This is a genomic window from Stakelama sediminis (assembly GCF_014199335.1).
Taxonomy (GTDB): Bacteria; Pseudomonadota; Alphaproteobacteria; order Sphingomonadales; family Sphingomonadaceae; genus Sphingomonas; species Sphingomonas sediminis.
In genome coordinates, this window is the sequence record NZ_JACIJI010000002.1 from 153,353 (window position 1) to 175,039 (window position 21,687).

Genomic DNA, 21,687 nt, shown 5'->3' on the forward strand with positions numbered 1-21,687 from the left:
GAGAAGATAGAAGAGGACGCATAGCATGGCCGCTTATGACAAGGCCGATCTGGAACGCCGTATGGCCGGTGCCGTCGAATCGCTGAAGCACGATCTTCAGGGGCTGCGCACCGGGCGCGCCAGCACAACGCTGCTCGATCCCGTCACGGTAGAAGTTTACGGTGCGCAGATGCCGATCAATCAGGTCGGTACGGTGTCGGCGCCCGAGCCGCGCATGTTGTCGGTGCAGGTCTGGGACAAAACGAATGTCGCTGCGGTGGACAAGGCGATCCGCTCGGCAGGTCTGGGTCTTAACCCGATCGTCGACGGCCAGAATGTTCGCCTGCCCATTCCCGATCTGACCGAGGAACGGCGCAAGGAACTGGCAAAGCTCGCCGGGCAATATGCGGAAAAAGCGCGTATTGCCGCGCGCAACGTCCGGCGCGACGGCATGGACAGCCTGAAAACCGACGAGAAGAAGGGCGAGCTGAGCGAGGATGAGCGTAAACGCCTGGAAACAGAGGTGCAGAAACTGACAGACAGCACGATTGCCGATATCGATGCAGCCTCGCAGTCGAAGGAAAAGGAAATCCTGTCTCAGTGATATCGCGTCCCGCACCAGCGCCGCTTGCCGGTGGCGACGGTGGCATTGCCGGGGCGCCCCGGCATGTTGCAATTATCATGGACGGAAACGGGCGCTGGGCAAAGGCGCGCCGTTTGCCGCGCATTGCCGGACATCGTCAGGGTGTGGAGGCGGTGCGCAAGGTATCGCGTGCTGCCCGCGAACTGGGCATCGAGGTTCTGACTCTGTACGCCTTTTCCTCCGAAAACTGGCGGCGTCCACCGGCTGAAGTCAGCGATCTGATGGGCCTGTTGCGGCGGTTCCTGCGCAATGAGGTCGAGGAACTGGTGCGCGAAGGCGTCCGGTTGCGCGTCATTGGCGATTATCGCGCGCTGTCGCCCGATCTGGTCGAGATGGTCGAGGATGTTGTCGAGCGGACCCGCGATGCCGAGGGGGCGACGCTGGTCATCGCGCTCAACTACGGATCGCAGCGCGAGATACTGGCGGCGGCGCGGCGTGTGGCGGAGGCGGCGCGCGATGGCGTGCTCAACCCCGATACACTGGACGAGGCCGTGTTCGAGACGTTTCTCGACACCCATGACCTGCCGCCGCTCGATCTGATGATCCGCACGTCGGGCGAGCAGCGGCTTTCCAATTTCCTGTTGTGGCAGGCGGCCTATGCCGAATTGCTGTTCGTCGATACGCTCTGGCCGGATTTCGACGGCGCGACGCTGGCGGCGGCGCTGTCGAGTTATGGCATGCGGCATCGCCGATTTGGAGGCTTGTGAGCGCGGCCGGCACCCCCCGTTCCGATCTCGCCACGCGTACCGTTGTCGGCGTGGCCCTGATCGCGCTCGCCGCCGCGGCACTGATTCTCGGCGGCTATTTGTTCTGGCTCGTGCTGGTGGTTGCCGGGCTGCTGATGTTGGCGGAGTGGAGCGACCTTCTCGGCGTTTCATACCGGTTCAAAAGGATCGCGCAGTTCAGCCTTTCGGTGCCGCTGGCGATCCTGTGCCCTGCCGCGGCGGGGCCGGGTTTCCTGGCGCTGGGCCTGACGTTCGGGGCGGCGTTTTTCGTTGTTATCGTGACGCAGCGGCCGATTCTGGCTGCTGGCGTGCTGTATGTCGGCCTGCCTGTGCTGGCATTGCTGGTCATTCGTGCACAGCCCGATGGCCTGTTGCTGGCCTTCTGGGCCATGGCGCTGGTCTGGGCATGCGATATCGGTGGTTACTTTGCAGGGCGGTCGATCGGCGGTCCCAAACTTGCACCATCCATCAGCCCTAACAAGACCTGGTCGGGACTGGCCGGCGGGGTGGTGGCAGCGGCGGCCTTTGCATCGGTGCTCTATCGCTTTGGGCTGCCGGTGCAACTGGCCATTGCGACGCCGCTCCTCGCGGTTGTCGCGCAGATGGGTGACCTTTACGAAAGCTGGATGAAACGCAGAGCAGGCGTCAAGGATTCGGGAACGATGCTGCCGGGCCATGGTGGATTTCTCGACAGGCTCGACGGACTGGTGCCGGTGGCGCCGATCGCGGCTCTGCTGGTGGTATTGGTACGATGAACGAACGCAAACGCATTACGATACTCGGGGCCACCGGGTCGGTCGGCACCTCGACGCTCGATTTGATCGAGCGGTCGCCCGACGCGTTCGATGTGGTGGCGCTGACGGCGTACCGCGATGTCGAAGGACTGGCCGCCGCTGCGCGGCGCACCGGCGCGCAATGGGCTGTGATTGGCGATGCGCAGCGACTGGACGCCCTGCGCGAAGCGCTTGCCGGAACTAATGTGCAGGTTGCCGCCGGGGCCGATGCGATTTGCGATGCCGCACGTCTGCCCGTCGACTGGACAATGGCGGCGATTGTCGGGTGCGCCGGGTTGAAACCGACCATGGCGGCGGTGGAGCAGGGGCAGACAGTTGCGCTGGCCAACAAGGAGGCGCTGGTATCGGCGGGCGATGTCATGCTCGCGGCGGTTCAGAAACATGGCGCAACCCTGTTGCCCGTCGATTCGGAGCATAACGCCGTATTCCAGTGTTTTGACCATGAAGCGCCTCGCCGCGTGCGCAAGGTGACGCTGACGGCCAGCGGCGGCCCGTTTCGCGAATGGTCGGCGGATGCGATGCGCGCGATCACGCCGGAGCAGGCGGTGGCCCATCCCAACTGGTCGATGGGCGCCAAGATTTCGGTCGATTCGGCGACGATGATGAACAAGGGGCTGGAACTGATCGAGGCATTCCACCTGTTCCCTGTCGACGTGGCGCAACTCGATATTCTCGTGCATCGCCAGTCAGTGGTGCATTCGATGGTGGAATATGTCGACGGGTCGGTGCTGGCGCAACTCGGCACGCCCGATATGCGCACGCCCATCGCCTATTGTCTGGCCTGGCCCGACCGTATGGCGACGCCGTGCCCGCCGCTTGATCTGGCGACGATCGGGCGCCTTGATTTCGAAGCGCCGGACCCGGCCCGTTTCCCGGCCATTCCGTTGGCCCGTGCCGCGCTGGAGGCTGGTGGCGCTCGCCCGGCAATCCTGAATGCCGCGAATGAGGTGGCCGTGGCAGCATTTTTGGAGCGGCGTATCGGATTCCTCGAAATTGCCGTAATCGTCGCCGATACATTGTCCTGCTATGATCCGGAACCGCCGGTATCGCTCGATTCGGTGCTTGCCATCGATGCCGAGGCAAGGCGGATCGCGGAACAGCGAGTAGAGGACTGCGTATCTTGAGCCAATCGCCGGGTTTCTTTCTGACGATTATCGCCTTTGCCCTGGTGCTGGGGCCGCTGGTGTTCCTGCATGAGCTGGGTCACTATCTCGCCGGACGGCTGTTCGGGGTGAAGGCAGAAGCATTTTCGATCGGATTCGGGCGGGAGATTGCGGGCTTCACCGATCGCAGGGGCACGCGATGGAAATTCGGCTGGTTGCCTTTGGGCGGCTATGTCCGCTTTGCCGGAGACATGAACCCGGCGAGTCAGCCGACGCCCGAATGGCTGGCGCTGCCCGCCGACGAACGGGCAAGAACGTTTCAGGCCAAGTCCTTGTGGCAACGCGCGATTATCGTTGCGGCGGGGCCATTTACGAATTTTCTGATCGCTATCGTTATTCTGGCAACCTTTGCCGGGGTTTACGGCGTCGATCGGACGCCCCCGGTGGTTGGCGCGGTGATGGAAGGCAGTGCCGCGGCGAAGGCCGGGCTGGAACCCGGCGACCGGATTACCGCGATCGGCGGACGCCATGTCTCCACCTACAAGGATCTGGCGCAATATACGGTGATGCGACCGGGTGAACGGGTCTCGCTGGATATTGTGCGTAACGGTAGCCCGCGCGCGATGGAAGTGACGCTGGACGTGCATCGAGAGGTGGACCGGTTCGGCAACGAATATCGCATGGGCCGCCTGGGTGTTGCCAATGGCAGCCCGGTGTTGGAAAAGGTCGGCGCCCTGGGTGCGATCGGTGCCGGAGCGAGCCAGACCGTTGACGTGATTCGCGGAACACTCGACGGGCTGGGTCAGATGATTACCGGCCGTCGTTCGATCGACGAACTCGGCGGTCCGGTTCGGATCGCCGATATGGCGGGCGAACAGCTTACATTGGGCTGGCAACCGCTGATTTTCTTCATTGCGATGATTTCGATTAATCTCGGATTCATCAACCTCTTGCCAGTTCCTGTGCTTGATGGCGGTCATTTGCTTTTCTATGCGGTGGAGGCGGTTCGTCGTCGGCCGGTCGGCCCGGAAGCAATGGAATGGGCGTTCCGGGGAGGTTTGGCTGCAATCCTGGCATTATTCCTGATCGTAACATTCAACGATCTCGACGCTTTTGGCCTCTGGCACGGCTTGGCCGGGTTGATTGGCTGACGCGGTTAGGGCAGGGCAGACGCTTCGCGTAGATGAGTGTATTTTTTTCCGACTGGGGTGGATGGTGACGACAAGCAGGTCTTCCAATTTCGGCGCGCATGCCAAGACATTTGCGCTGGCATGTACAATGCTGTCGGGGCTGGGCGTCGCCCATGCACAGACGGCAGAAACGCCACCAGCCGCAAATGGCGGGCAGCAGCAGGCAGCGCCGCAGCAGCCGGCCCAGCAGCAACCGGCCCAGCCGACCATGACGCAGGTGCCGCCCGCATCGACGCCGGGCGCGCAGCAACAGCCAGTGACGCCCGTGCTGCCCGCGCCGCAGGAGCACGTCGTCAAATCGCTTCAGGTTGAGGGCGAGCAGCGGATCGATCCGTCGACGATCCTGTCTTATACCAAGCTGCGTGTGGGACAGCCCTACACAACGGTTACGATCGATCAGGCAATCAAGGATCTTCTGTCGAGCGACTTCCTTGCCGATGTGTCGATCGAAGGCGTTGAGACGGGCAACCTGATCATTCACGTCAAGGAAAACCCGATCATCAACCGGGTCATTCTTGAAGGCAATAAGCGGCTGAAAAGCGATAAGATCCAGAAAGAGATCAAGCTCGCGCCGCGCCAGATCTTTACCCGCACCGCCGTGCGTGCAGACGTTGCACGGATTATCGAGCTCTATCGCCGTCAGGGGCGCTTCGGCGCCACTGTCGATCCGCAGATGGTCAAGCTGAGCCAGAATCGTGTCGACGTCGTCTTCGACATTCACGAAGGACCGAAGTCCAAGGTTACCGCGATCAACATCATCGGTAACCATGTCTTCTCCGATGCTAAGCTGCGTAGCGAAATGGCGACCAAGCAGGCGAAATGGTTCCGCCTGTTCAGCTCGAACACGAGCTACGATCAGGACCGTATGGCCTATGATCAGCAGAAGCTGCGTCAGTTCTATCTGACCGAAGGCTATGCCGATTTCCGGGTCGTATCGGCGGTTGCCGAACTGACGCCCAACAAGCGCGATTTTATCATCACTTATGTGGTGGAGGAAGGAAAGCGCTACAAGTTCGGGCCGATTACGGTGGACAGCGGTATCCGCACCCTGGACGGCGATAAGCTGCAAAAGGCGCTCTCGATCAAGGAAGGGCAGTGGTATAATGCGAAAGAGGTCGAGGATACCGTCGACCAGTTGACGCAGACGGCAGGGCTGGCAGGCTATGCCTTCGCCAATGTTCGCCCCAGCTTCCAGCCGGATCGCAAAGACCTGACCATGGGGATCGACTTCGTCATCGGCGAAGCCAAGCGTACCTATGTCGAAAACGTCAATATCACCGGAAACACCAATACCAAGGACAAGGTGATCCGGCGCGAGATGCGCCTGGCGGAGGGCGATCCGTTCAACGCGTTCCTCGTCAAGCGATCGGAAAACCGGATCAACTCGCTGGGCTATTTTCAGGACAAGTTCGACATTAAGCAGAAGAAGGGTTCGGCAGATGACCGGATCGACCTCGATGCGAATGTTGAGGAAAAGGCGACGGGCGAATTGTCGCTGTCGGCAGGCTATTCCAGCCTTGAACGCTTTCTGATCCAGGCGTCCATTCGTCAGCGGAACTTCCGCGGCATGGGGCAGACTGCCTATGCTACGGTCAATTATTCCTATTATTCAAAGTCGATCGAGGCAGGATTCACCGAGCCTTATCTGTTCGACAAGCCGATCGCGCTGGGTGGCACCATCTTCCGTCGTGACTATAATTCGTTCAACTATATCGGGGACAGTCGAAACACGGTCTATTCGCAGGTTTCGACTGGCTTCAATATCTTCTCCAGTATTCCTTTGACAGAATACTGGTCGCTGACGGGTCGGTACACGCTGAGCGAGGACGACGTTTCACTTGATCAGGCAACCTATTATACTAACGGTGTCTGTGACCCGTTAAAGGGTGGTCGCTATCTTTGTGAAGCGATCGGAAATCGTCTGACGTCGGCTGTCGGGTTGCAGCTTCGCTATAGCAGCCTGAACAGCTATATGTTCCCGACTGCGGGTCATTATATCCAGTTGGGCGTCGACTTTGCCGGTCTTGGCGGCGACGTGCATTATATACGTGGTCAGGCGCAGGGGCGTAAATACTGGAATCTGGGTAGCGGGTTTATCTTCAATGTGTCGGCAGAGGGCGGATATATTCATTCGCTCGACAAGTCGCCCGGTAACGGCGTCGACCCGGTACGTATTACCGATCGCTTCTATCTGGGAGAGCCGCAATTCGCCGGTTTTGATATTCGCGGTGTCGGTCCGCGCATTCAGCGCATCTATTATAATGGCGAAGACCCGGCGAGCGGCAATCAGTTGCTGGTCACCGGCAAGAACAATATTTCTGACGACCCGCTGGGTGGTAAAGCCTATTATCTGGGTAAGGCGGAATTGCAGATTCCATTGGGTTCGGCCGGATCGTCGCTTGGCTTGCGTCCGTCGATCTTCGTCCAGGTGGGTGCCTTGTTCGGCCTGACCCGACCGAAGCCGACGGCGACGTTCACGCAGGCGACCGATTCCAACGGCAATTTGCTGTACAATGCCGATGGCTCTCCATCGCTTGAACCGCTGCCGCTTACCACGACCGTAAACGGTGCTTCCGTACCTTTGTATATCAATACATATACTACGGATGCCGGAACGGCAGCGACACGCTACACGACCTGCGCCACCGGCTATGCCGACAGCTATGGTGGTACATGTTCGGGGTCGACTGCCAACGTGCTGTCGGTCGGCACGCAGCCCTTTGTCGAGCGCTATCTGGGCGATAGCGCATCGCCACGAGTCGCCATCGGCTTTGGCGTAAACTGGAATTCACCGTTCGGTCCGCTGCGCATCAACGTGGCGAAAGCAATTCTGACCCAGCCGGGCGATGATCCCAAACTGTTCACCTTCAACGTAGGAACGTCCTTCCAATGAGTATTTCCAAGAAATTGATGCTTGCCGCTGCGGCTGTTGCGCCGATGGCGCTGTCTGCCGCGGCCATTCCGGCGCATGCACAGGTGTCCGGCATCGCAACCGCCGAACCGACGGTCGCCATTGCCGATTCGAACGCGTTCAAGACCGCGAATCAGCAGATCGCGACGACCTATAAATCCAATCTGGATCAGGCTCGCGCGAAAGAGCAGACCCGTCAGACCCTGCTCGCACAGCTCGATACCAACCACGACAAGCAGGTCGACAATGCTGAGTTGCAGAAAGCGCAGCAGGAAAAGAGCCCGGTTCTGAAGCAGGTTCAGCAGATTGACGACGAAATCAACAAGCTGAACGATCCGGCAATCAAGGCGCAGGCCTATGCCATCGAGCAGATCGCCCAGAAATATCAGGTCGCTCAGGATGCAGTCGTTGCCGCGAAGAAGGTCAATGTGATCCTCTCTCCCGACTCGCTGCTTTATGCACCGGATTCGGCTAATATTACCGACGATCTGACCAAGCAGCTCAATGCGACGGTGCCGTCGGTTTCGATCGCGGTTCCCGCCAACTGGCAGCCGAGCCGTCAGATCATGAACCTGCAGAAGCAGATCCAGCAGATCCAGCAGATCGCGGCTTTGCGCGCCGCGCAGCAGCAGCAGACCACGCAGCCGGCGAAGACGTCCCCGGCGCCCAAGGGTCGATGAGCGAGGGAACCGAACCCCGCGCCGCCATCGGTCCGCTCGATATCGGGCGGGTCATGGCGGCGCTGCCCCATCGCTATCCGATGTTGCTGGTTGACCGGGTCGAGAGGCTGATCCCCGATCAGTCGATCAGGGCGATCAAGGCGGTCACGATCAATGAGGGCTTTTTTCAGGGGCACTTCCCCGGTCGCCCGATCATGCCCGGTGTCCTGATCGTAGAGGCGCTGGCACAGGCGGCGGGCGTTCTGGCGGTTGAATCGCTGGGCCTCGCCGGTACCGGCAAGCTTGTTTATTTCATGGCGATTGACGGGGCAAAGTTCCGCAAGCCCGTGGAACCGGGCGTATTGCTGACGCTGGAAGCGGAATTCGTGCAGAAGCGCGCCAAGGTGTGCAAATTCGCCGGGCGGGCATCGATCGATGAAGAGCTGGCGGCGGAAGCGAATTTCACTGCCATGATCGCGGATCCGCCAGCGGCCTGAATCATCGCTGGCTTGCAATTCTGAAGCGGTGCCTGTATCGGCGCCGCTTCATCCTTTCCGGCTGGTCGGAAACCAGCCACATGGAGTTTATTTCGATGAAAAAAGATCTTCATCCCGAATATCATACCATCAAGGTGCAGATGACCGACGGCACCGTGTTCGAAACGCGCTCCACCTGGGGCAGCGAGGGCGACACGCTGCAGCTCGACATCGATCCCAAGTCGCATCCGGCATGGACCGGCGGCAACCAGCGTCTGCTTGATGCGGGTGGTCAGGTTGCGCGCTTCAACAAGCGTTTCGGCGGGCTTTCGCTCGGCAAGAAATAATGGTTCGAACGGCGCGCTGATTAACGTGCCGTTAGCCATTGTCCGATTAGGGTTTGCGGGATGATAGAGACCGCGAAACCCGTGCGACTGGCAGCAGAATTCGAACCGGCGGATCCAAAGGACCGGCGACGCTCACGGCGTGCGCCGGTTTCCTTTGATGCCAGGCTGGGGCGTGGTGGGCTGGATCGGGCGCTGTGTCGCGTTACCGACATTTCCATGCATGGCTGCAGGGTGCAGACCTATTCCCCGATGCAGCGTAATTCGCAGATATGGCTCACGCTGCCCGGTCATGCGCCGATCGTCGCAACCGTGCGATGGGCCAATGATTTCGAAGCAGGGTGCGAATTCGAAACCGCGCTGGATGAGGCGTATTTCGATCAGTTGGCCGAGCGCGAATAATCGATCCGGCTGCACGGCAACATAATCGCTCGCCCTGTCTCAGGCCGTCAGTGTTACCGGATAGCCGAGTGCCATGACCGCAGCCGTGCCCAGCAACAGAATAGCCAGTACCGCGGAAGCTGACATCACGCTCCATCCTGCGAGCAACAGTGCAGGCGCATGGTCGCGCTCTTCTTTGCGGTTGCGTTCGACCGACATCAGAACGAACATGGCAGTCAGGCCATAAAGAAACAATGCAATCTGAATCAGCACTTTTTGTCCCCGCAACACCGTTGGCCGCCCGCACCGATACGGCAAAGTCAGTTAACGTCGGCTTGATGGCGTAGCTGTCGGGCTGATTTTTGCTGCGATGCGGCAATATTCCTTTGCCGCGCCGACAAGCAATTGTCCATGCCGTTCATTGTCATCGAACCGTTTCGCTTGAGCAAAACGCGTTGCGCGCTTAAGTCGGCAGGATGATCTCGACCAACGATATTCGCCGCTCGTTCCTCGACTATTTCGCGGGCGAGGGCCATGAAAAGGTGCCCTCGGCGCCGCTGGTGCCGCATAACGACCCGACGCTGATGTTCGTCAATGCCGGGATGGTGCCGTTCAAGAACGTCTTTACCGGGCTGGAACACCGCCCCTACAGCACTGCGACCAGCAGCCAGAAATGTGTGCGCGCGGGCGGCAAGCATAACGACCTCGACAATGTCGGCTACACCGCGCGGCACCATACGTTCTTTGAAATGCTGGGGAATTTCTCCTTCGGTGATTATTTCAAGGATCGCGCGATCGAACTGGCCTGGGGCCTGCTGACGAAGGAATGGGGGATCGATCCGGCCCGGTTGCTCGTCACCATTTATCATGATGACGATCAGGCGGCGGATATCTGGAAAAAGGTTGCGGGACTTTCCGACGACCGGATCATTCGCATCAACAGTTCGGACAATTTCTGGACGATGGGCGATGACGGTCCCTGTGGTCCGTGTTCGGAAATCTTCTACGACCATGGCGAGCATATCGCCGGTGGCCCGCCGGGAAGCCCGGACGAGGACGGCGATCGCTTCATCGAGATCTGGAACCTCGTCTTCATGCAATATGTGCAGGCAGGCGGGAAGATCGTCGGCGACCTGCCGCGGCAATCGATCGATACCGGCATGGGGCTGGAACGCATCGCCGCCCTGCTTCAGGGCAAGCACGACAATTACGACACCGATACCTTTCGGGCGCTGATCGACGAATCGGGTGCGCTCACCGGCACCCCGACCGACGGTGAGTTCAAGGCGAGCCACCGCGTCATTGCCGATCACCTGCGTTCGTCGGGTTTCCTGGTGGCAGATGGGGTGCTGCCGGCGAATGAAGGGCGCGGATATGTGCTGCGACGGATCATGCGCCGCGCGATGCGCCATGCGCATATTCTGGGTGCGAAACAGCCGCTGATGCATCGCATGGTCCCGTCGTTGATTGCGGAAATGGGGGGCGCATATCCCGAACTGCTGCGCGCGCAATCGCTGATTGAGGCGACGCTGCTGCAGGAGGAAACGCGTTTCCGCCAGACGCTCGACAAGGGGCTGAAACTGCTCGACGAAGCGACCATCGACATGGACACGGGCGATACTTTGCCCGGTGCGACGGCGTTCAAACTTTATGATACCTATGGTTTTCCATACGACCTGACCGAGGATGCGCTGCGCGGACGCGGCCTTTCGGTCGATCGCGCAGGCTTCGATGCAGCCATGGCCGAACAGAAGGCGGCGGCACGAGCGGCGTGGAAGGGGTCGGGCGAAAAGGCGTCCGACGATGTCTGGTTCGACATTGCCGACGCGGTAGGATCGACCGAATTTATCGGCTATTCGACCACGAAAAGCGATGGTCAGGTGGTCGCGCTGGTAAAGGACGGCGCGCGCGTGGACCGGGCGGGGCCGGGGGATACGGTCGTCGTACTGACCAACCAGACACCCTTTTACGGGGAGAGCGGTGGTCAGATGGGAGACGCCGGAAAAATCAGCAATGAAAAAGGCTTGGACGCGATTGTTGATGATACGTCGAAGCCGCTGGGGCGCCTCCATGCGCATCATGCGACCATCGAGACCGGTGAGATCGCGGTCGGCGATACGGTACATCTGACCGTCGATGTGGAGCGGCGCAACCGCATTCGCGCCAACCATTCTGCCACGCATCTGTTGCACGCGGCGCTGCGCAACCGGCTGGGTGACCATGTGACGCAGAAGGGGAGCCTTGTTGCACCGGATCGTTTCCGCTTCGACTTTTCGCATCCTTCGGCGCTGACGGCTGAGGAAATTGCGGATATCGAAGCGGAGGTGAACGCGCAGATCCGTCATAATGAAGCCGTGACCACGCGGCTGATGACGCCTGACGACGCCATCGAAGCAGGCGCGATGGCGCTGTTCGGTGAGAAATATGGGGATGAGGTGCGCGTACTGTCGATGGGCAGCGGTGACGGCAAATCCTATTCGGTGGAACTGTGCGGCGGCATCCATGTAAACGCGCTGGGCGATATCGCCTTGTTCAAGATCGTCAGTGAAAGCGCGGTTTCGAGCGGTATACGCCGGATCGAGGCGCTGACCGGCGAAGCGGCGCGGCAATGGCTGACCGAGCGGGAGGACAAGCTGCGCGAAGCGGCAGCGGCGTTGAAAACCGCGCCCGACGATGTGCCCGCGCGGATTACCGCACTGGTCGAGGAACGCCGCAAGCTGGAACGCGAACTGGCCGAGGCGAAAAAGGCGCTGGCGCTGGGCGGCGGCGGTTCCGGACAGGCCGCCGGACCCGAAGACGTTGCCGGTACGAAGTTTATCGGGCAGGTGCTCGACGGGCTGGAGGCAAAGGCGCTGCGCGGTGCCGTCGATGAGGCGAAAGGCCGTGTCGGTTCCGGCGTCGTTGCGCTGGTCGCGGTCAATGACGGGCGCGCTTCGGTCGCGGTCGGTGTCACTGACGACCTGACCGGCCGGTTCAGCGCGGTCGATCTGGTGCGCGCGGCGGTCGAGGCGCTGGGCGGGAAGGGCGGCGGCGGTCGCCCCGACATGGCGCAGGGCGGCGGACCCGACGGCGACAAGGGTGACGCGGCGCTGACCGCAATCCGCGATGCACTGAGCGCGGCGAAGGCACCGGCATAAGGAAGAGTATCGTAGCGGCGGGCGGATTACCCCTCCGCCGCTTCTTCTCCTTCCCCAAGCCGGATGTGCTTCAGCCGCGGCTCCCGCTCCAGTCCGGCGGCGTCCTTGATCGCCTTGCGCATCTGGTCGCGCTTTTCGTGGATCGACGCGATGACCGGGCCGACCGCGACGCCGAGATCGACCAGCACCGCTTCGGAGAGTTGCAGCGAGCTTTCCAGCGTTTCGGGCACCGCGTCGGTGGCGCCCGCCTTGTAAAGTTCGGCGGCATGGTTCCAGTCGCGGGCACGGGCGATGATCGGCAGAGCGGGCACCCAGCCACGCACCCGGCGGCACAGGCGAACCGTCAGCACCGGCTCGTCCATCGTCAAAATCAGGGCATCCGCCCGCCCCAGATTGAGCCGGTCGACCAGCTCCGGGCGCGACACATCGCCGAAGATGATGGGATAGCCGTCGCGCCGCGCTTCGTTGACGCAGTCGATATCGGCCTCGACCGCCACGAATTTGCGGTCGTGCATCCGCAGCATGTCCGCAACCGTGCGACCTACGCGACCGAAGCCGATCACCACCGTTCCCGGTCCTTCCGCCGCGACATCGGCTTCGGGCGGTAAATCCCCGCTCCAATATTCGATGCGGCGTGCGATGATCTGCCCCGCCTTGGCAAGCAGCGGTGTGATGGTCAGGCCGATTGCCGTCACCGTGGTCCAGAACGCGACGGTGGAAGGCAGGATCAGCCCGGCAGCGCCCGCCGTTCCCAGCACGATCAGCGTCGTTTCCGACGGGCTGGCCATCATCACGCCGGTTTCGGCCGCGGTGCCGGTGCGCGCGCCGGTCAGCTTGACCAGCGCCGTCGTCACTGCCGCCTTCACCACCATGACGCCGACAATGGCGATCAGGAGCATTCCCCAGTTTGCACCGATCAGCCGCAGGTCCAGCCGCATCCCGACGGTGATCAGGAACACGCCCAGCGCCAGTCCCTTGAACGGCGCGGTCATTACCTCGACCTCGCTATGATATTCGGTTTCGGCGATCAGCAGCCCTGCGAGCAGCGCACCGACGATGGGCGACAGTCCCGCCGCCGCCGTCGCCAGGCTGGCGATGATGACGACCAGCAGGCTTGCCGCAAGGAACAGTTCCGGGCTTTTCGTGCGCGCTGCCTGTCCGAACATGCGCGGCAATATCAGCCGCCCGCCGATATAGAGCAGGACCACCGTAATGCCGCCCCGGATCGCGACCTGCATTATGTTGTTCCAGCCATCGGCGTCGGCATTGGGGGCAAGCGCGCCGAGCATGAAGATGATCGGCACCAGAGCCACATCCTCGAACAGCAGCATCGCAAAGGCGGAGCGGCCCGATGCGCTCTGCGTCCCCGCCAACGGCAGGACAAGCGCGGTCGATGACAGCGCCAGTGCAAGCCCCAGCCCGATCGCGCCGCCCCATGCCTGTCCGATGAAATGCAACGCCACGCCGATGATGAGCGCAGAACCGAGCAGTTCCGCCGCGCCGACCCCGAACACCAGCGTACGCATCGCCCAGAGGCGCTTGAATGACAATTCAAGGCCGATGGAGAAAAGAAGCAGAATGATGCCGAACTCGGCAAAGGGTTCGATGCCGTGCGGATCGGAAATGGTGAAATAATACAGCCAGGGATACTGGCCCACCAAGGCCCCCAACCCCGCAGGGCCGACCAGCAGGCCGACCAGAATGAACCCGATCACCGGGCTGATCCGGTAGCGTGCAAAGGCGGGGATGACCAGCCCTGCCGCCCCTAGGATCACCAGCGCATCGCTGAGCCCGCTATTGTGGAGATCGAACATTACATGGCATCTAACCAGCGATTTGGACTATTGTCATGCTGCAATGAACGGGATCGACACAGATATCTGCATCGTAGGCGGTGGTCCTGCCGGAATGATGGCCGGATTGTTGTTCGCGCGTGCTGGCGTGAAGACGCTGGTGCTGGAAAAACATGCGGACTTTCTGCGTGATTTTCGTGGCGACACGGTGCATCCGTCGACCCTGACGCTCTTTCATGAACTGGGATTGCTGGATGCGTTGCTGAAGCGCCCGCACCAGCGCGTCGACCGGATCGGCGCACGTATTGCGGGACAGCGCGTCGAAATTGCCGATTTCACGCATTTGCCTGTCCCCGCGCCCTATATCGCGCTGATGCCGCAATGGCATTTCCTCGACTTCATCGCTGATGTGGCCGGAGCGCAGGATTGCTTTACCTTGCGCCAATCGTGCGAAGCGACCGGGCTGGTCGAAGAAAAGGGGCGTGTCAGCGGCGTTCGAACGAAGGATGGCGAAGAGATTCGGGCGAGGCTGGTGCTGGCGGCGGACGGGCGTCATTCGGTTCTCCGGCAGGCCGCGAAGCTGCAATCGACGGAGATCGGTGCACCGATGGATGTTTTCTGGTTCCGCCTGCCGAAGACGCAGGCGCCGGACAATGACTCGATGGGCGTGTTCGATACCGGCCGCATTTTCGTACTCATCGACCGTGGTGATTATTGGCAATGCGCTTTCGTCTTTTCCAAGGGCGCGGCAGAACGGATTCGGAAGGCGGGACTGGACGCGTTTCGTGAGCGGGTTCGCGACATCGGGCCGGAAACGGCGCAGGGTGCCGACCATCTCCGAAGCTGGGACGATGTGAAACTGCTGACGGTTGCGGTCGACCGCCTCGAATGCTGGCATAAGCCCGGACTGCAGATTATCGGCGATGCCGCACATGCCATGTCGCCGATCGGCGGGGTGGGTATCAATCTGGCCGTGCAGGATGCGGTGGCTGCGGCGAACCTGCTTGCCGGGCCGATCGCGGCAGGGAAGGATCCCGATCCGCTCCTCCACAAGATTGCGCAGCGCCGGATGTGGCCGACACGGATGACGCAGGGAATGCAGAGAGCGATTCAGGATCGCGTGATCGCGCCCTTGCTCACGGACGGAAAACCGCTTGAGCGACCACCGCTGGTCGCGCGGGCGTTTGATCGATTTTCGCCGCTGCGCCGTCTGCCTGCACGGATCATCGGACTGGGGTTCCGGCCAGAGCATATCGCCTCTCCGAAAGCCGGATAGGCGGCAACAAAAAAGGCCCCGGCGTTTCCACCGGAGCCTTCGCGATTTCGGCATGGGCCGGTTGGGTGCGTTCAGCCCAGACCCTGCTTTTTCATTTCGGTTTCCAGATTGACGCGGATCGCCTCAAAGAACTGTTCCGTCGTCATCCAGTCCTGATCCGGACCGATCAGAATGGCGAGATCCTTGGTCATCTGGCCACCCTGCACGGTGTCGATGCAGACTTTTTCCAGCGTTTCGGCAAACTTCGTCACGTCGGGCGTGTCGTCGAATTTGCCGCGATATTTCAGGCCGCCGGTCCAGGCGAAGATCGACGCGATGGGGTTGGTCGACGTCGCCTTGCCCGCCTGATGCTGGCGGTAATGGCGGGTGACGGTGCCGTGCGCCGCTTCGGCTTCCACCGTCTTGCCGTCCGGAGTCATCAGCACCGACGTCATCAGGCCAAGGCTGCCGAAGCCCTGTGCGACTTGATCCGACTGCACGTCGCCGTCATAGTTCTTACAGGCCCAGACGAATTCGCCATGCCATTTCAGCGCGCTGGCGACCATGTCGTCGATCAGGCGGTGCTGATATTCGATCCCCGCATCCTTGAACTTGGCTTCGAATTCGGTTTCGAAGATTTCCTGGAAGATGTCCTTGAAGCGGCCGTCATAGGCTTTCAGGATGGTGTTCTTCGTCGACAGATAGACCGGCCATTTACGCTGCAGGCCATAGTTCATCGACGCGCGCGCAAAGTCGCGGATCGATTCGTCGAGATTATACATGCCCATCGCAACGCCAGAGCTGGGGAAGTCGAACACTTCCTCCTCGATCGTCTGGCCGTCGGTGCCTTCCCATTTCATGGTCAGCTTGCCTGCACCCGGCACCTTGAAATCGGTTGCCTTATACTGATCTCCGAACGCGTGACGGCCGACGACGATCGGTTTCGTCCAGCCGGGAACGAGGCGCGGCACGTTGTTCATCACGATCGGTTCGCGGAACACCACGCCGCCCAGGATGTTACGGATCGTGCCGTTGGGCGAACGCCACATCTTTTTCAGGCCGAATTCTTCTACGCGCGCTTCGTCCGGCGTGATCGTCGCGCACTTGACGCCGACACCATGCTTCTGGATCGCCTTGGCAGCGTCGACGGTGATCTTGTCGTCGGTCTCGTCGCGCTTTTCGATGCCGAGGTCGTAATATTCCAGATCGATGTCGAGATAGGGCTGGATCAGCCGCTCCCGGATCCATGCCCAGATGATGCGGGTCATTTCGTCGCCGTCGATTTCGACGACCGGGTTTTTCACCTTGATCTTCGCCATATGCTCGCTTTCTTTGAAACCGTGGAATGTTTGATCGAGCGTCTAGGCAAGAGCCGGGACGGGATCAAGTCGCGGGCGAGCAAAAGCCGGGTATAAGGCCGTATGGATCGCCATTTGGATGATGGGGGCCGCATGATCGCTTTAACTTTCTGCAGGGCGAATGCGCCTTCATCGCGCGGCGAACCACCAGCGTTGTTGCCATGCACGCAGTTCCGGCACCGGCTTTCCGGCGCCATTGACGGCGGGGCGATAGCGAAAGCGCTGTTCGATCAGTCGACAGGTCGTTGTATCCAGTGCGGCGTTGCCACTGGAAACAGCGGTTCGGCATCCATGCGGACGGCCGTCGGTTCCAACCGTGAACTGGACGATGACGTTGCCGCTTGCACCGGCTCGACTGGCGGCGCGCGGATAATCGCGGTTGCGGATTTCACCGGCAATCTTTTCGGCGCGCATAGCGATCCCGCCGCCGTCGCCGTTCCCACCGCCTCCGCTGCCCGTGCCCGAACCCTCGCCACCGCCACCAGTGCCACGATCGGCCATGTCCGATGCGCCCGACACAGGGCTTTCGCCCGAAGCTGCCACCGGCGGTACTGTCTCGATCGGTCTGGGCGGAATCCGGACGATCGGTTTGGGTGCAACCACGGGACTGGCAAGTGCCTTTTTGGCCAGTGGTGCGGCGCGACCGGGATCGGGCTTTGCCCGTATCGGTGCCCGTGTCACAGGCGGCGGTGGCGGCGAAGGCGGAACTTCGAATGTCGCCAGAGAGGGCTGGATATGGCGCAGAATGGATGGCCGCAGACCCGCGAGCAGTACGAAACCCAGCATTGCGACAATAGCGCAGGACAGCAGCGCTGCACCGATTCGTTCTTTCCGCCGGTTCTGCCCGATCTTCATTCCAGCCATTCTATTGCGGGTTGCCTCCACGGGGAAGGAACAGGATATGCCTGACCGGATTGTATTATATCGGCACCACAGCTAGACGAAGAACATGGCATCGCTAGACAAGCCGGAAATCGGCACCACCACCGTAAAATGGCGTTTTCCCGCCATGCATCCCGAAGGACGCAAATATGTCCTGATCGCGCTCGCCCTGACACTGTTGAGCTGGTTTTTATGGGATGTTCTGACCTGGCCGATGCTGGGGCTGACGGTTTGGGTCGCGGCATTTTTTCGCGATCCAGTGCGTGTGACCCCTGCGGGTGACGATCTGGTCGTGGCGCCTGCCGACGGGCTGATCACGATGATTCAGCGCGTGCCCGTGCCGCCCGAGCTGGCCGGTGAAGACGGGCTCGGCAATGGCGAATTGGAACGGGTGTCGATTTTCATGAGCGTGTTTGACGTGCATGTGAACCGCACCGCCATTCCCGGCACGATCAAGCGCGTCGTCTATATCTCCGGCAAGTTCCTCAACGCCGATCTCGACAAGGCGAGCGAGGAAAATGAGCGTCAGCATATTCTGGTCGAGGGCAGTGACGGGCGCCGCGTCGGCTTTACCCAGATTGCAGGGCTGGTTGCGCGCCGGATCGTGACGTTCGTGAAGCCCGGTGACATTGTCGCGACCGGACAGCGGGTCGGTCTGATCCGCTTCGGCAGTCGCGTCGATGTCTATCTGCCGCCCGATGTGACGTGTCAGGTAACGCTTGGCCAGCGCAGTGTCGCGGGCGAAACGGTGATCGGCAGAGTGGGTGGCCGGACGGTCACCGGTATCGAACAGTGAGGCGACCGCGCCGTCGTCCGATGGCAGAGCGCGGGATTCCGCTGCGCGCCGTGGCGCCCAATGCCGTCACGGCGATGGCACTGTGTTCGGGGCTGACGGGAATCCGGTTCGCGATCGCGGCGGATTGGGAACGCGCGGTGCTGATGGTGTTGCTGGCCGGCGTGCTGGATGGCATCGACGGACGCATTGCCCGGCTGGTGCGTGGCGAAAGCCGCTTCGGTGCCGAACTGGATTCGCTGTCCGATGCGATTTCCTTCGGGGTGTCGCCTGCGATCATCCTGTATCTCTGGGCATTGGTGGACGTTCCGAAATTCGGCTGGATCGTTACCCTGTTATATGCGGTGTTCTGCGCGCTGCGTCTGGCCCGGTTCAATGCGCGGATCGATGTCACTGACCAGCCGCATAAATCGGCAGGTTTTCTGACAGGTGTTCCTGCCCCTGCAGGGGCGGCACTCGCGATGTTGCCGCTCTATCTGTGGATATGGACCGGGGAGCCGGTCTTTCATTCGCCGTGGCTGGTAACGCCTTGGGTCGCGTTCTGTGCGTTTCTGATGGTGTCGAGTCTGGCAACCTATTCCTGGTCTTCGCTGAGATTGCGACGGAATATCCGGTTTGAAGCGATCGTGGTGGTGGTCATTGCCGCCGCTGCGTTGATCACTGCGCCATGGCCGACGCTGACGGCACTGACATTGGGGTATCTTATTACCCTGCCGTTCAGCGTCCGTTCCTATCAGCGCATCAGGCGGCAGCGCGCCAGTATGACGAAGTCTGCTGCGCCTTTGCATGGACCGGAACAGTAACAGCTCCCCGCACGCGCATTGCCGGGCGCCGTGGCAGGGGAGGCGTCTCTATGGCACCGAAAGCCTGTTTCAGCAGTGCAATGATACGTGCCCGTTGCGGAGCGACCGTAATTGCAACGCTCCAGACTGCCACGCCAAGAGCTGAGCCAAATACCAGAAATGCGACCACTGAACCCATCTCGATCTCCATCCCGAAGTGCGGAATCCAGCGCTTACAACCTGTTATACGCTGTAACGTTCCCGTGTTCCGTTATGGACACTTTATGTTCCATTAATGTTCCCATGTCAACACTTGAACCAATCAACTTTTTCGGCTACCGGCGCAACTTCAATTCCACATGGGAAGCACCATAACCCGGTGCCCCGGTTTCGGGGTCATCGCTTCCCAGCGGACTAACCGGTAAGGAGATATCCCTATGGCGGCACCTGTCGTCACCATGCAGCAACTGCTCGAATCGGGCGCGCATTTCGGTCACCAGACCCATCGCTGGAACCCCAAGATGAAGCCGTATATTTTCGGCGCGCGCAACGGCGTTCACATCATCGATCTGTCGCAGACCGTGCCGCTGTTCGCGCGCGCGCTCGAATTCGTCAATCAGACCGTTGCCCGTGGCGGCAAGGTGTTGTTCGTCGGCACCAAGCGTCAGGCGCAGGAGCCGATTGCGGACGCGGCGCGTCGTTCGGGTCAGCATTTCGTCAACCATCGCTGGCTGGGTGGAATGCTCACCAACTGGAAGACGATTTCGGGTTCGATCAAGCGGCTGAAGAATCTGGAAGAGACGCTGAACGGTGACACCAGCGGTTTCACCAAGAAGGAAGTGCTCAACCTGACGCGTGAGCGCGACAAGCTGGAACTGTCGCTGGGCGGTATCCGCGACATGGGCGGCATCCCCGACATCATGTTCGTGATCGACGCCAACAAGGAAGAACTGGCGATCAAGGAAGCCAACACGCTTGGCATTCCGGTCGTTGCCGTGCTCGATACCAATGTCTCGCCCGACGGCATCGCCTTCCCGGTTCCGGCGAACGATGACGCCAGCCGCGCTATCCGTCTCTATTGCGAAGCGATCGGCATTGCCGCAACCCGCGGCGGTCAGGACGCCGTGGCGGCGTCGGGCGCCGATATCGGTGCGATGGCTGAGCCGCCGGCGGAAGCTGCTGCGGTTGAGGCCGAAGCAGCCGCTGCTGCAAGCGAACCTGAAACCGCGAAAGAGGGTGAGCGTCAGATCGACGCCTGAACCCCGTCGCAAACCTGAAATATGGGCGGGGTAGGGCGCTTGCCTTACGCCGCCCGAACCCATAGCGGGTATAGCAAGGAAGAATATCATGGCCCAGATCACTGCCGCTGCGGTAAAGGAACTGCGCGAGCGCTCCGGCGCCGGCATGATGGATTGCAAGAAAGCGTTGAACGAAACCGATGGCGACCTGGAAGCCGCGGTCGACTGGCTGCGCACCAAGGGGCTGGCGACGGCTGCCAAGAAGTCCAGCCGCACGGCTGCCGAAGGGCTGGTCGGCGTTGCCGTCGCCGGACCGAAGGGTGCGGCTGTCGAGGTCAATTCCGAAACCGATTTCGTTGCCAAGAACGAGCAGTTCCAGAACTTCGTCAACGAACTGACCCAGATCGCGCTGGCCGAGGGTGATGATGTCGAAGCGCTGAAGGGCGCGAAGATGCCATCGGGCAAGACCGTTGAGGAAGCGCTGACCAACAATATCGCGACGATCGGCGAAAATCAGTCGATCCGCCGCGCGAAGGTGCTGGAAGTGTCGCAGGGCGCGGTCATTCCGTATGTCCACAATGCGGCGGCGCCAGGTCTTGGCAAGATCGGCGTGCTGGTCGCGCTGGAATCGGATGCTGGTGTCGACGTGCTGGAGCCGCTGGGCAAGCAGCTTGCGATGCACATCGCGGCGGCCTTCCCGCTGGCGCTGAACGCCGAAGATCTCGATCCCGAAGTGCTGGAGCGTGAACGCCAGATTGCGACCGAAAAGGCCCAAGACTCCGGTAAGCCTGCTGACATCATCGCTAAGATGGTCGAAGGTGGCATCAAGAAGTTTGCCAAGGAAAATGCGCTTCTGTCGCAGCTCTTCGTCATGGACAACAAGACGCCGGTTGCCGACGTCGTTGCCAAGGCGGGCAAGGATGCCGGTACGACGATCACGCTGAAGGACTATGTCCGCTTCCAGCTTGGTGAAGGCATTGAGAAGGAAGAAAGCGACTTCGCCGCAGAGGTTGCCGCAACCGCCGGTGTGAAAAAGTAAGTCCGGCCTGATCTTCCGCCTTTCAAAAAGGCGGTTCGACAGAATAATACAGCCCGCAAAGAACGGAATAATCCCGTTGTTTGCGGGCTTTTTTGTGTGTTTCAGGTTATCGTGAGGGGCCGTTTGATCGGATAAAAAGCCTTATGCGCTAAGGGCTTCTTTACCACGGGCAGGATAGGACCAACCGCTTCGGGAACGGGAGGTT

Annotated in this window: 20 protein-coding genes; 16 read left to right on the top strand and 4 right to left on the bottom strand. The window is 60.9% G+C overall.

Annotation, left to right across the window (positions count from 1 at the left end; translation table 11 throughout):
- Window positions 1-25: 25 nt before the first annotated feature.
- The 10 genes from frr to FHR23_RS07435 all read left to right on the top strand — a co-directional run bounded on the left by frr (window position 26) and on the right by FHR23_RS07435 (window position 9,226).
- Complete coding sequence (gene frr / locus FHR23_RS07390) at window positions 26-583, top strand: ribosome recycling factor (protein WP_184002466.1); 558 nt, start codon at window positions 26-28, stop codon at window positions 581-583.
- Window positions 583-1,329: an isoprenyl transferase gene (locus FHR23_RS07395; protein WP_343043089.1), complete on the top strand. Its 747-nt coding sequence runs from the start codon at window positions 583-585 to the stop codon at window positions 1,327-1,329. Before frr ends, FHR23_RS07395 begins: the two co-directional genes overlap by 1 nt.
- Complete coding sequence (locus tag FHR23_RS07400; protein WP_184002468.1) at window positions 1,326-2,102, top strand: phosphatidate cytidylyltransferase; 777 nt, start codon at window positions 1,326-1,328, stop codon at window positions 2,100-2,102. The genes FHR23_RS07395 and FHR23_RS07400 overlap by 4 nt, the downstream gene beginning before the upstream one ends.
- The gene (locus FHR23_RS07405; RefSeq protein WP_184002470.1) at window positions 2,099-3,265 is read left to right on the top strand and encodes a 1-deoxy-D-xylulose-5-phosphate reductoisomerase; all 1,167 of its coding nucleotides are present in this window, start codon (window positions 2,099-2,101) and stop codon (window positions 3,263-3,265) included. The genes FHR23_RS07400 and FHR23_RS07405 overlap by 4 nt, the downstream gene beginning before the upstream one ends.
- Window positions 3,262-4,395, top strand: coding sequence for an RIP metalloprotease RseP (rseP, locus tag FHR23_RS07410; protein ID WP_184002472.1), 1,134 nt, complete (start codon window positions 3,262-3,264; stop codon window positions 4,393-4,395). The genes FHR23_RS07405 and rseP overlap by 4 nt, the downstream gene beginning before the upstream one ends.
- A gap of 61 nt (window positions 4,396-4,456) precedes the next feature.
- Window positions 4,457-7,327 (top strand): outer membrane protein assembly factor BamA, encoded by a 2,871-nt coding sequence (gene bamA, locus FHR23_RS07415; protein WP_184002474.1) that lies wholly within the window; start codon window positions 4,457-4,459, stop codon window positions 7,325-7,327.
- Window positions 7,324-8,025 carry an OmpH family outer membrane protein gene (locus tag FHR23_RS07420; RefSeq protein ID WP_184002476.1) on the top strand — a complete coding sequence of 234 codons (702 nt, stop codon included), beginning with the start codon at window positions 7,324-7,326 and terminating at the stop codon, window positions 8,023-8,025. Before bamA ends, FHR23_RS07420 begins: the two co-directional genes overlap by 4 nt.
- Window positions 8,022-8,501, top strand: coding sequence for a 3-hydroxyacyl-ACP dehydratase FabZ (gene fabZ / locus FHR23_RS07425; RefSeq protein ID WP_184002478.1), 480 nt, complete (start codon window positions 8,022-8,024; stop codon window positions 8,499-8,501). Before FHR23_RS07420 ends, fabZ begins: the two co-directional genes overlap by 4 nt.
- A gap of 95 nt (window positions 8,502-8,596) precedes the next feature.
- Window positions 8,597-8,827 carry a 50S ribosomal protein L31 gene (gene rpmE / locus FHR23_RS07430; RefSeq protein ID WP_184002480.1) on the top strand — a complete coding sequence of 77 codons (231 nt, stop codon included), beginning with the start codon at window positions 8,597-8,599 and terminating at the stop codon, window positions 8,825-8,827.
- Window positions 8,828-8,887: 60 nt separating this feature from the next.
- A complete protein-coding gene (locus FHR23_RS07435; RefSeq protein ID WP_184002482.1) occupies window positions 8,888-9,226 on the top strand; it encodes a PilZ domain-containing protein in 339 nt (112 codons plus the stop codon).
- A 39-nt stretch (window positions 9,227-9,265) separates the two neighbouring features.
- On the opposite strand, the gene FHR23_RS07440 is transcribed toward FHR23_RS07435, so the two are convergent.
- Window positions 9,266-9,478 carry a hypothetical protein gene (locus tag FHR23_RS07440; protein ID WP_184002484.1) on the bottom strand — a complete coding sequence of 71 codons (213 nt, stop codon included), beginning with the start codon at window positions 9,476-9,478 and terminating at the stop codon, window positions 9,266-9,268.
- A gap of 203 nt (window positions 9,479-9,681) precedes the next feature.
- On the opposite strand from FHR23_RS07440, the gene alaS reads away from it, so the two are divergent.
- On the top strand, window positions 9,682-12,342 hold the full coding sequence (gene alaS / locus FHR23_RS07445) for an alanine--tRNA ligase (RefSeq protein WP_184002486.1): 2,661 nt from the start codon (window positions 9,682-9,684) through the stop codon (window positions 12,340-12,342).
- Window positions 12,343-12,368: 26 nt separating this feature from the next.
- Here alaS and FHR23_RS07450 read toward each other — a convergent pair whose 3' ends face one another.
- Window positions 12,369-14,156, bottom strand: a complete 1,788-nt coding sequence (locus FHR23_RS07450) for a cation:proton antiporter domain-containing protein (RefSeq protein WP_184002488.1) — start codon at window positions 14,154-14,156, stop codon at window positions 12,369-12,371.
- A 43-nt stretch (window positions 14,157-14,199) separates the two neighbouring features.
- Here FHR23_RS07450 and FHR23_RS07455 point away from each other — a divergent pair, with 43 nt between their 5' ends.
- Window positions 14,200-15,411: an FAD-dependent oxidoreductase gene (locus FHR23_RS07455; RefSeq protein WP_184002490.1), complete on the top strand. Its 1,212-nt coding sequence runs from the start codon at window positions 14,200-14,202 to the stop codon at window positions 15,409-15,411.
- A gap of 71 nt (window positions 15,412-15,482) precedes the next feature.
- Here the strand turns inward: FHR23_RS07455 and FHR23_RS07460 are convergent, their stop codons facing one another.
- Complete coding sequence (locus FHR23_RS07460) at window positions 15,483-16,709, bottom strand: NADP-dependent isocitrate dehydrogenase (protein WP_184002492.1); 1,227 nt, start codon at window positions 16,707-16,709, stop codon at window positions 15,483-15,485.
- 168 nt (window positions 16,710-16,877) lie between these two features.
- Complete coding sequence (locus FHR23_RS07465; RefSeq protein WP_184002494.1) at window positions 16,878-17,603, bottom strand: energy transducer TonB; 726 nt, start codon at window positions 17,601-17,603, stop codon at window positions 16,878-16,880.
- A 94-nt stretch (window positions 17,604-17,697) separates the two neighbouring features.
- Between FHR23_RS07465 and FHR23_RS07470 the strand changes: the two genes are divergently transcribed.
- From FHR23_RS07470 to tsf, 4 genes are all read left to right on the top strand, one after another.
- A complete protein-coding gene (locus tag FHR23_RS07470; protein WP_184002496.1) occupies window positions 17,698-18,426 on the top strand; it encodes a phosphatidylserine decarboxylase in 729 nt (242 codons plus the stop codon).
- A 20-nt stretch (window positions 18,427-18,446) separates the two neighbouring features.
- On the top strand, window positions 18,447-19,226 hold the full coding sequence (locus tag FHR23_RS07475; RefSeq protein ID WP_184002498.1) for a CDP-alcohol phosphatidyltransferase family protein: 780 nt from the start codon (window positions 18,447-18,449) through the stop codon (window positions 19,224-19,226).
- Between the two features lie 416 nt (window positions 19,227-19,642).
- On the top strand, window positions 19,643-20,464 hold the full coding sequence (gene rpsB / locus FHR23_RS07480) for a 30S ribosomal protein S2 (protein WP_184002500.1): 822 nt from the start codon (window positions 19,643-19,645) through the stop codon (window positions 20,462-20,464).
- An 88-nt stretch (window positions 20,465-20,552) separates the two neighbouring features.
- A complete protein-coding gene (gene tsf / locus FHR23_RS07485; RefSeq protein ID WP_184002502.1) occupies window positions 20,553-21,482 on the top strand; it encodes a translation elongation factor Ts in 930 nt (309 codons plus the stop codon).
- Window positions 21,483-21,687: the final 205 nt, after the last annotated feature.

Excerpts from the sequence above, each read along its gene's own strand:
- FHR23_RS07475 (WP_184002498.1), top strand. The coding sequence starts at position 18,447 with ATGGCAGAGCGCGGGATTCCGCTGCGCGCCGTGGCGCCCAATGCCGTC.
- fabZ (WP_184002478.1), top strand. The coding sequence starts at position 8,022 with ATGAGCGAGGGAACCGAACCCCGCGCCGCCATCGGTCCGCTCGATATC.
- rpsB (WP_184002500.1), top strand. The coding sequence starts at position 19,643 with ATGGCGGCACCTGTCGTCACCATGCAGCAACTGCTCGAATCGGGCGCG.
- FHR23_RS07405 (WP_184002470.1), top strand. The coding sequence starts at position 2,099 with ATGAACGAACGCAAACGCATTACGATACTCGGGGCCACCGGGTCGGTC.
- alaS (WP_184002486.1), top strand. The coding sequence starts at position 9,682 with ATGATCTCGACCAACGATATTCGCCGCTCGTTCCTCGACTATTTCGCG.
- FHR23_RS07420 (WP_184002476.1), top strand. The coding sequence starts at position 7,324 with ATGAGTATTTCCAAGAAATTGATGCTTGCCGCTGCGGCTGTTGCGCCG.
- rpmE (WP_184002480.1), top strand. The coding sequence starts at position 8,597 with ATGAAAAAAGATCTTCATCCCGAATATCATACCATCAAGGTGCAGATG.
- FHR23_RS07470 (WP_184002496.1), top strand. The coding sequence starts at position 17,698 with ATGGCATCGCTAGACAAGCCGGAAATCGGCACCACCACCGTAAAATGG.
- FHR23_RS07450 (WP_184002488.1), bottom strand. The coding sequence starts at position 14,156 with ATGTTCGATCTCCACAATAGCGGGCTCAGCGATGCGCTGGTGATCCTA.
- frr (WP_184002466.1), top strand. The coding sequence starts at position 26 with ATGGCCGCTTATGACAAGGCCGATCTGGAACGCCGTATGGCCGGTGCC.
- FHR23_RS07465 (WP_184002494.1), bottom strand. The coding sequence starts at position 17,603 with ATGAAGATCGGGCAGAACCGGCGGAAAGAACGAATCGGTGCAGCGCTG.
- bamA (WP_184002474.1), top strand. The coding sequence starts at position 4,457 with ATGGTGACGACAAGCAGGTCTTCCAATTTCGGCGCGCATGCCAAGACA.
- FHR23_RS07435 (WP_184002482.1), top strand. The coding sequence starts at position 8,888 with ATGATAGAGACCGCGAAACCCGTGCGACTGGCAGCAGAATTCGAACCG.
- tsf (WP_184002502.1), top strand. The coding sequence starts at position 20,553 with ATGGCCCAGATCACTGCCGCTGCGGTAAAGGAACTGCGCGAGCGCTCC.
- FHR23_RS07460 (WP_184002492.1), bottom strand. The coding sequence starts at position 16,709 with ATGGCGAAGATCAAGGTGAAAAACCCGGTCGTCGAAATCGACGGCGAC.
- FHR23_RS07455 (WP_184002490.1), top strand. The coding sequence starts at position 14,200 with ATGAACGGGATCGACACAGATATCTGCATCGTAGGCGGTGGTCCTGCC.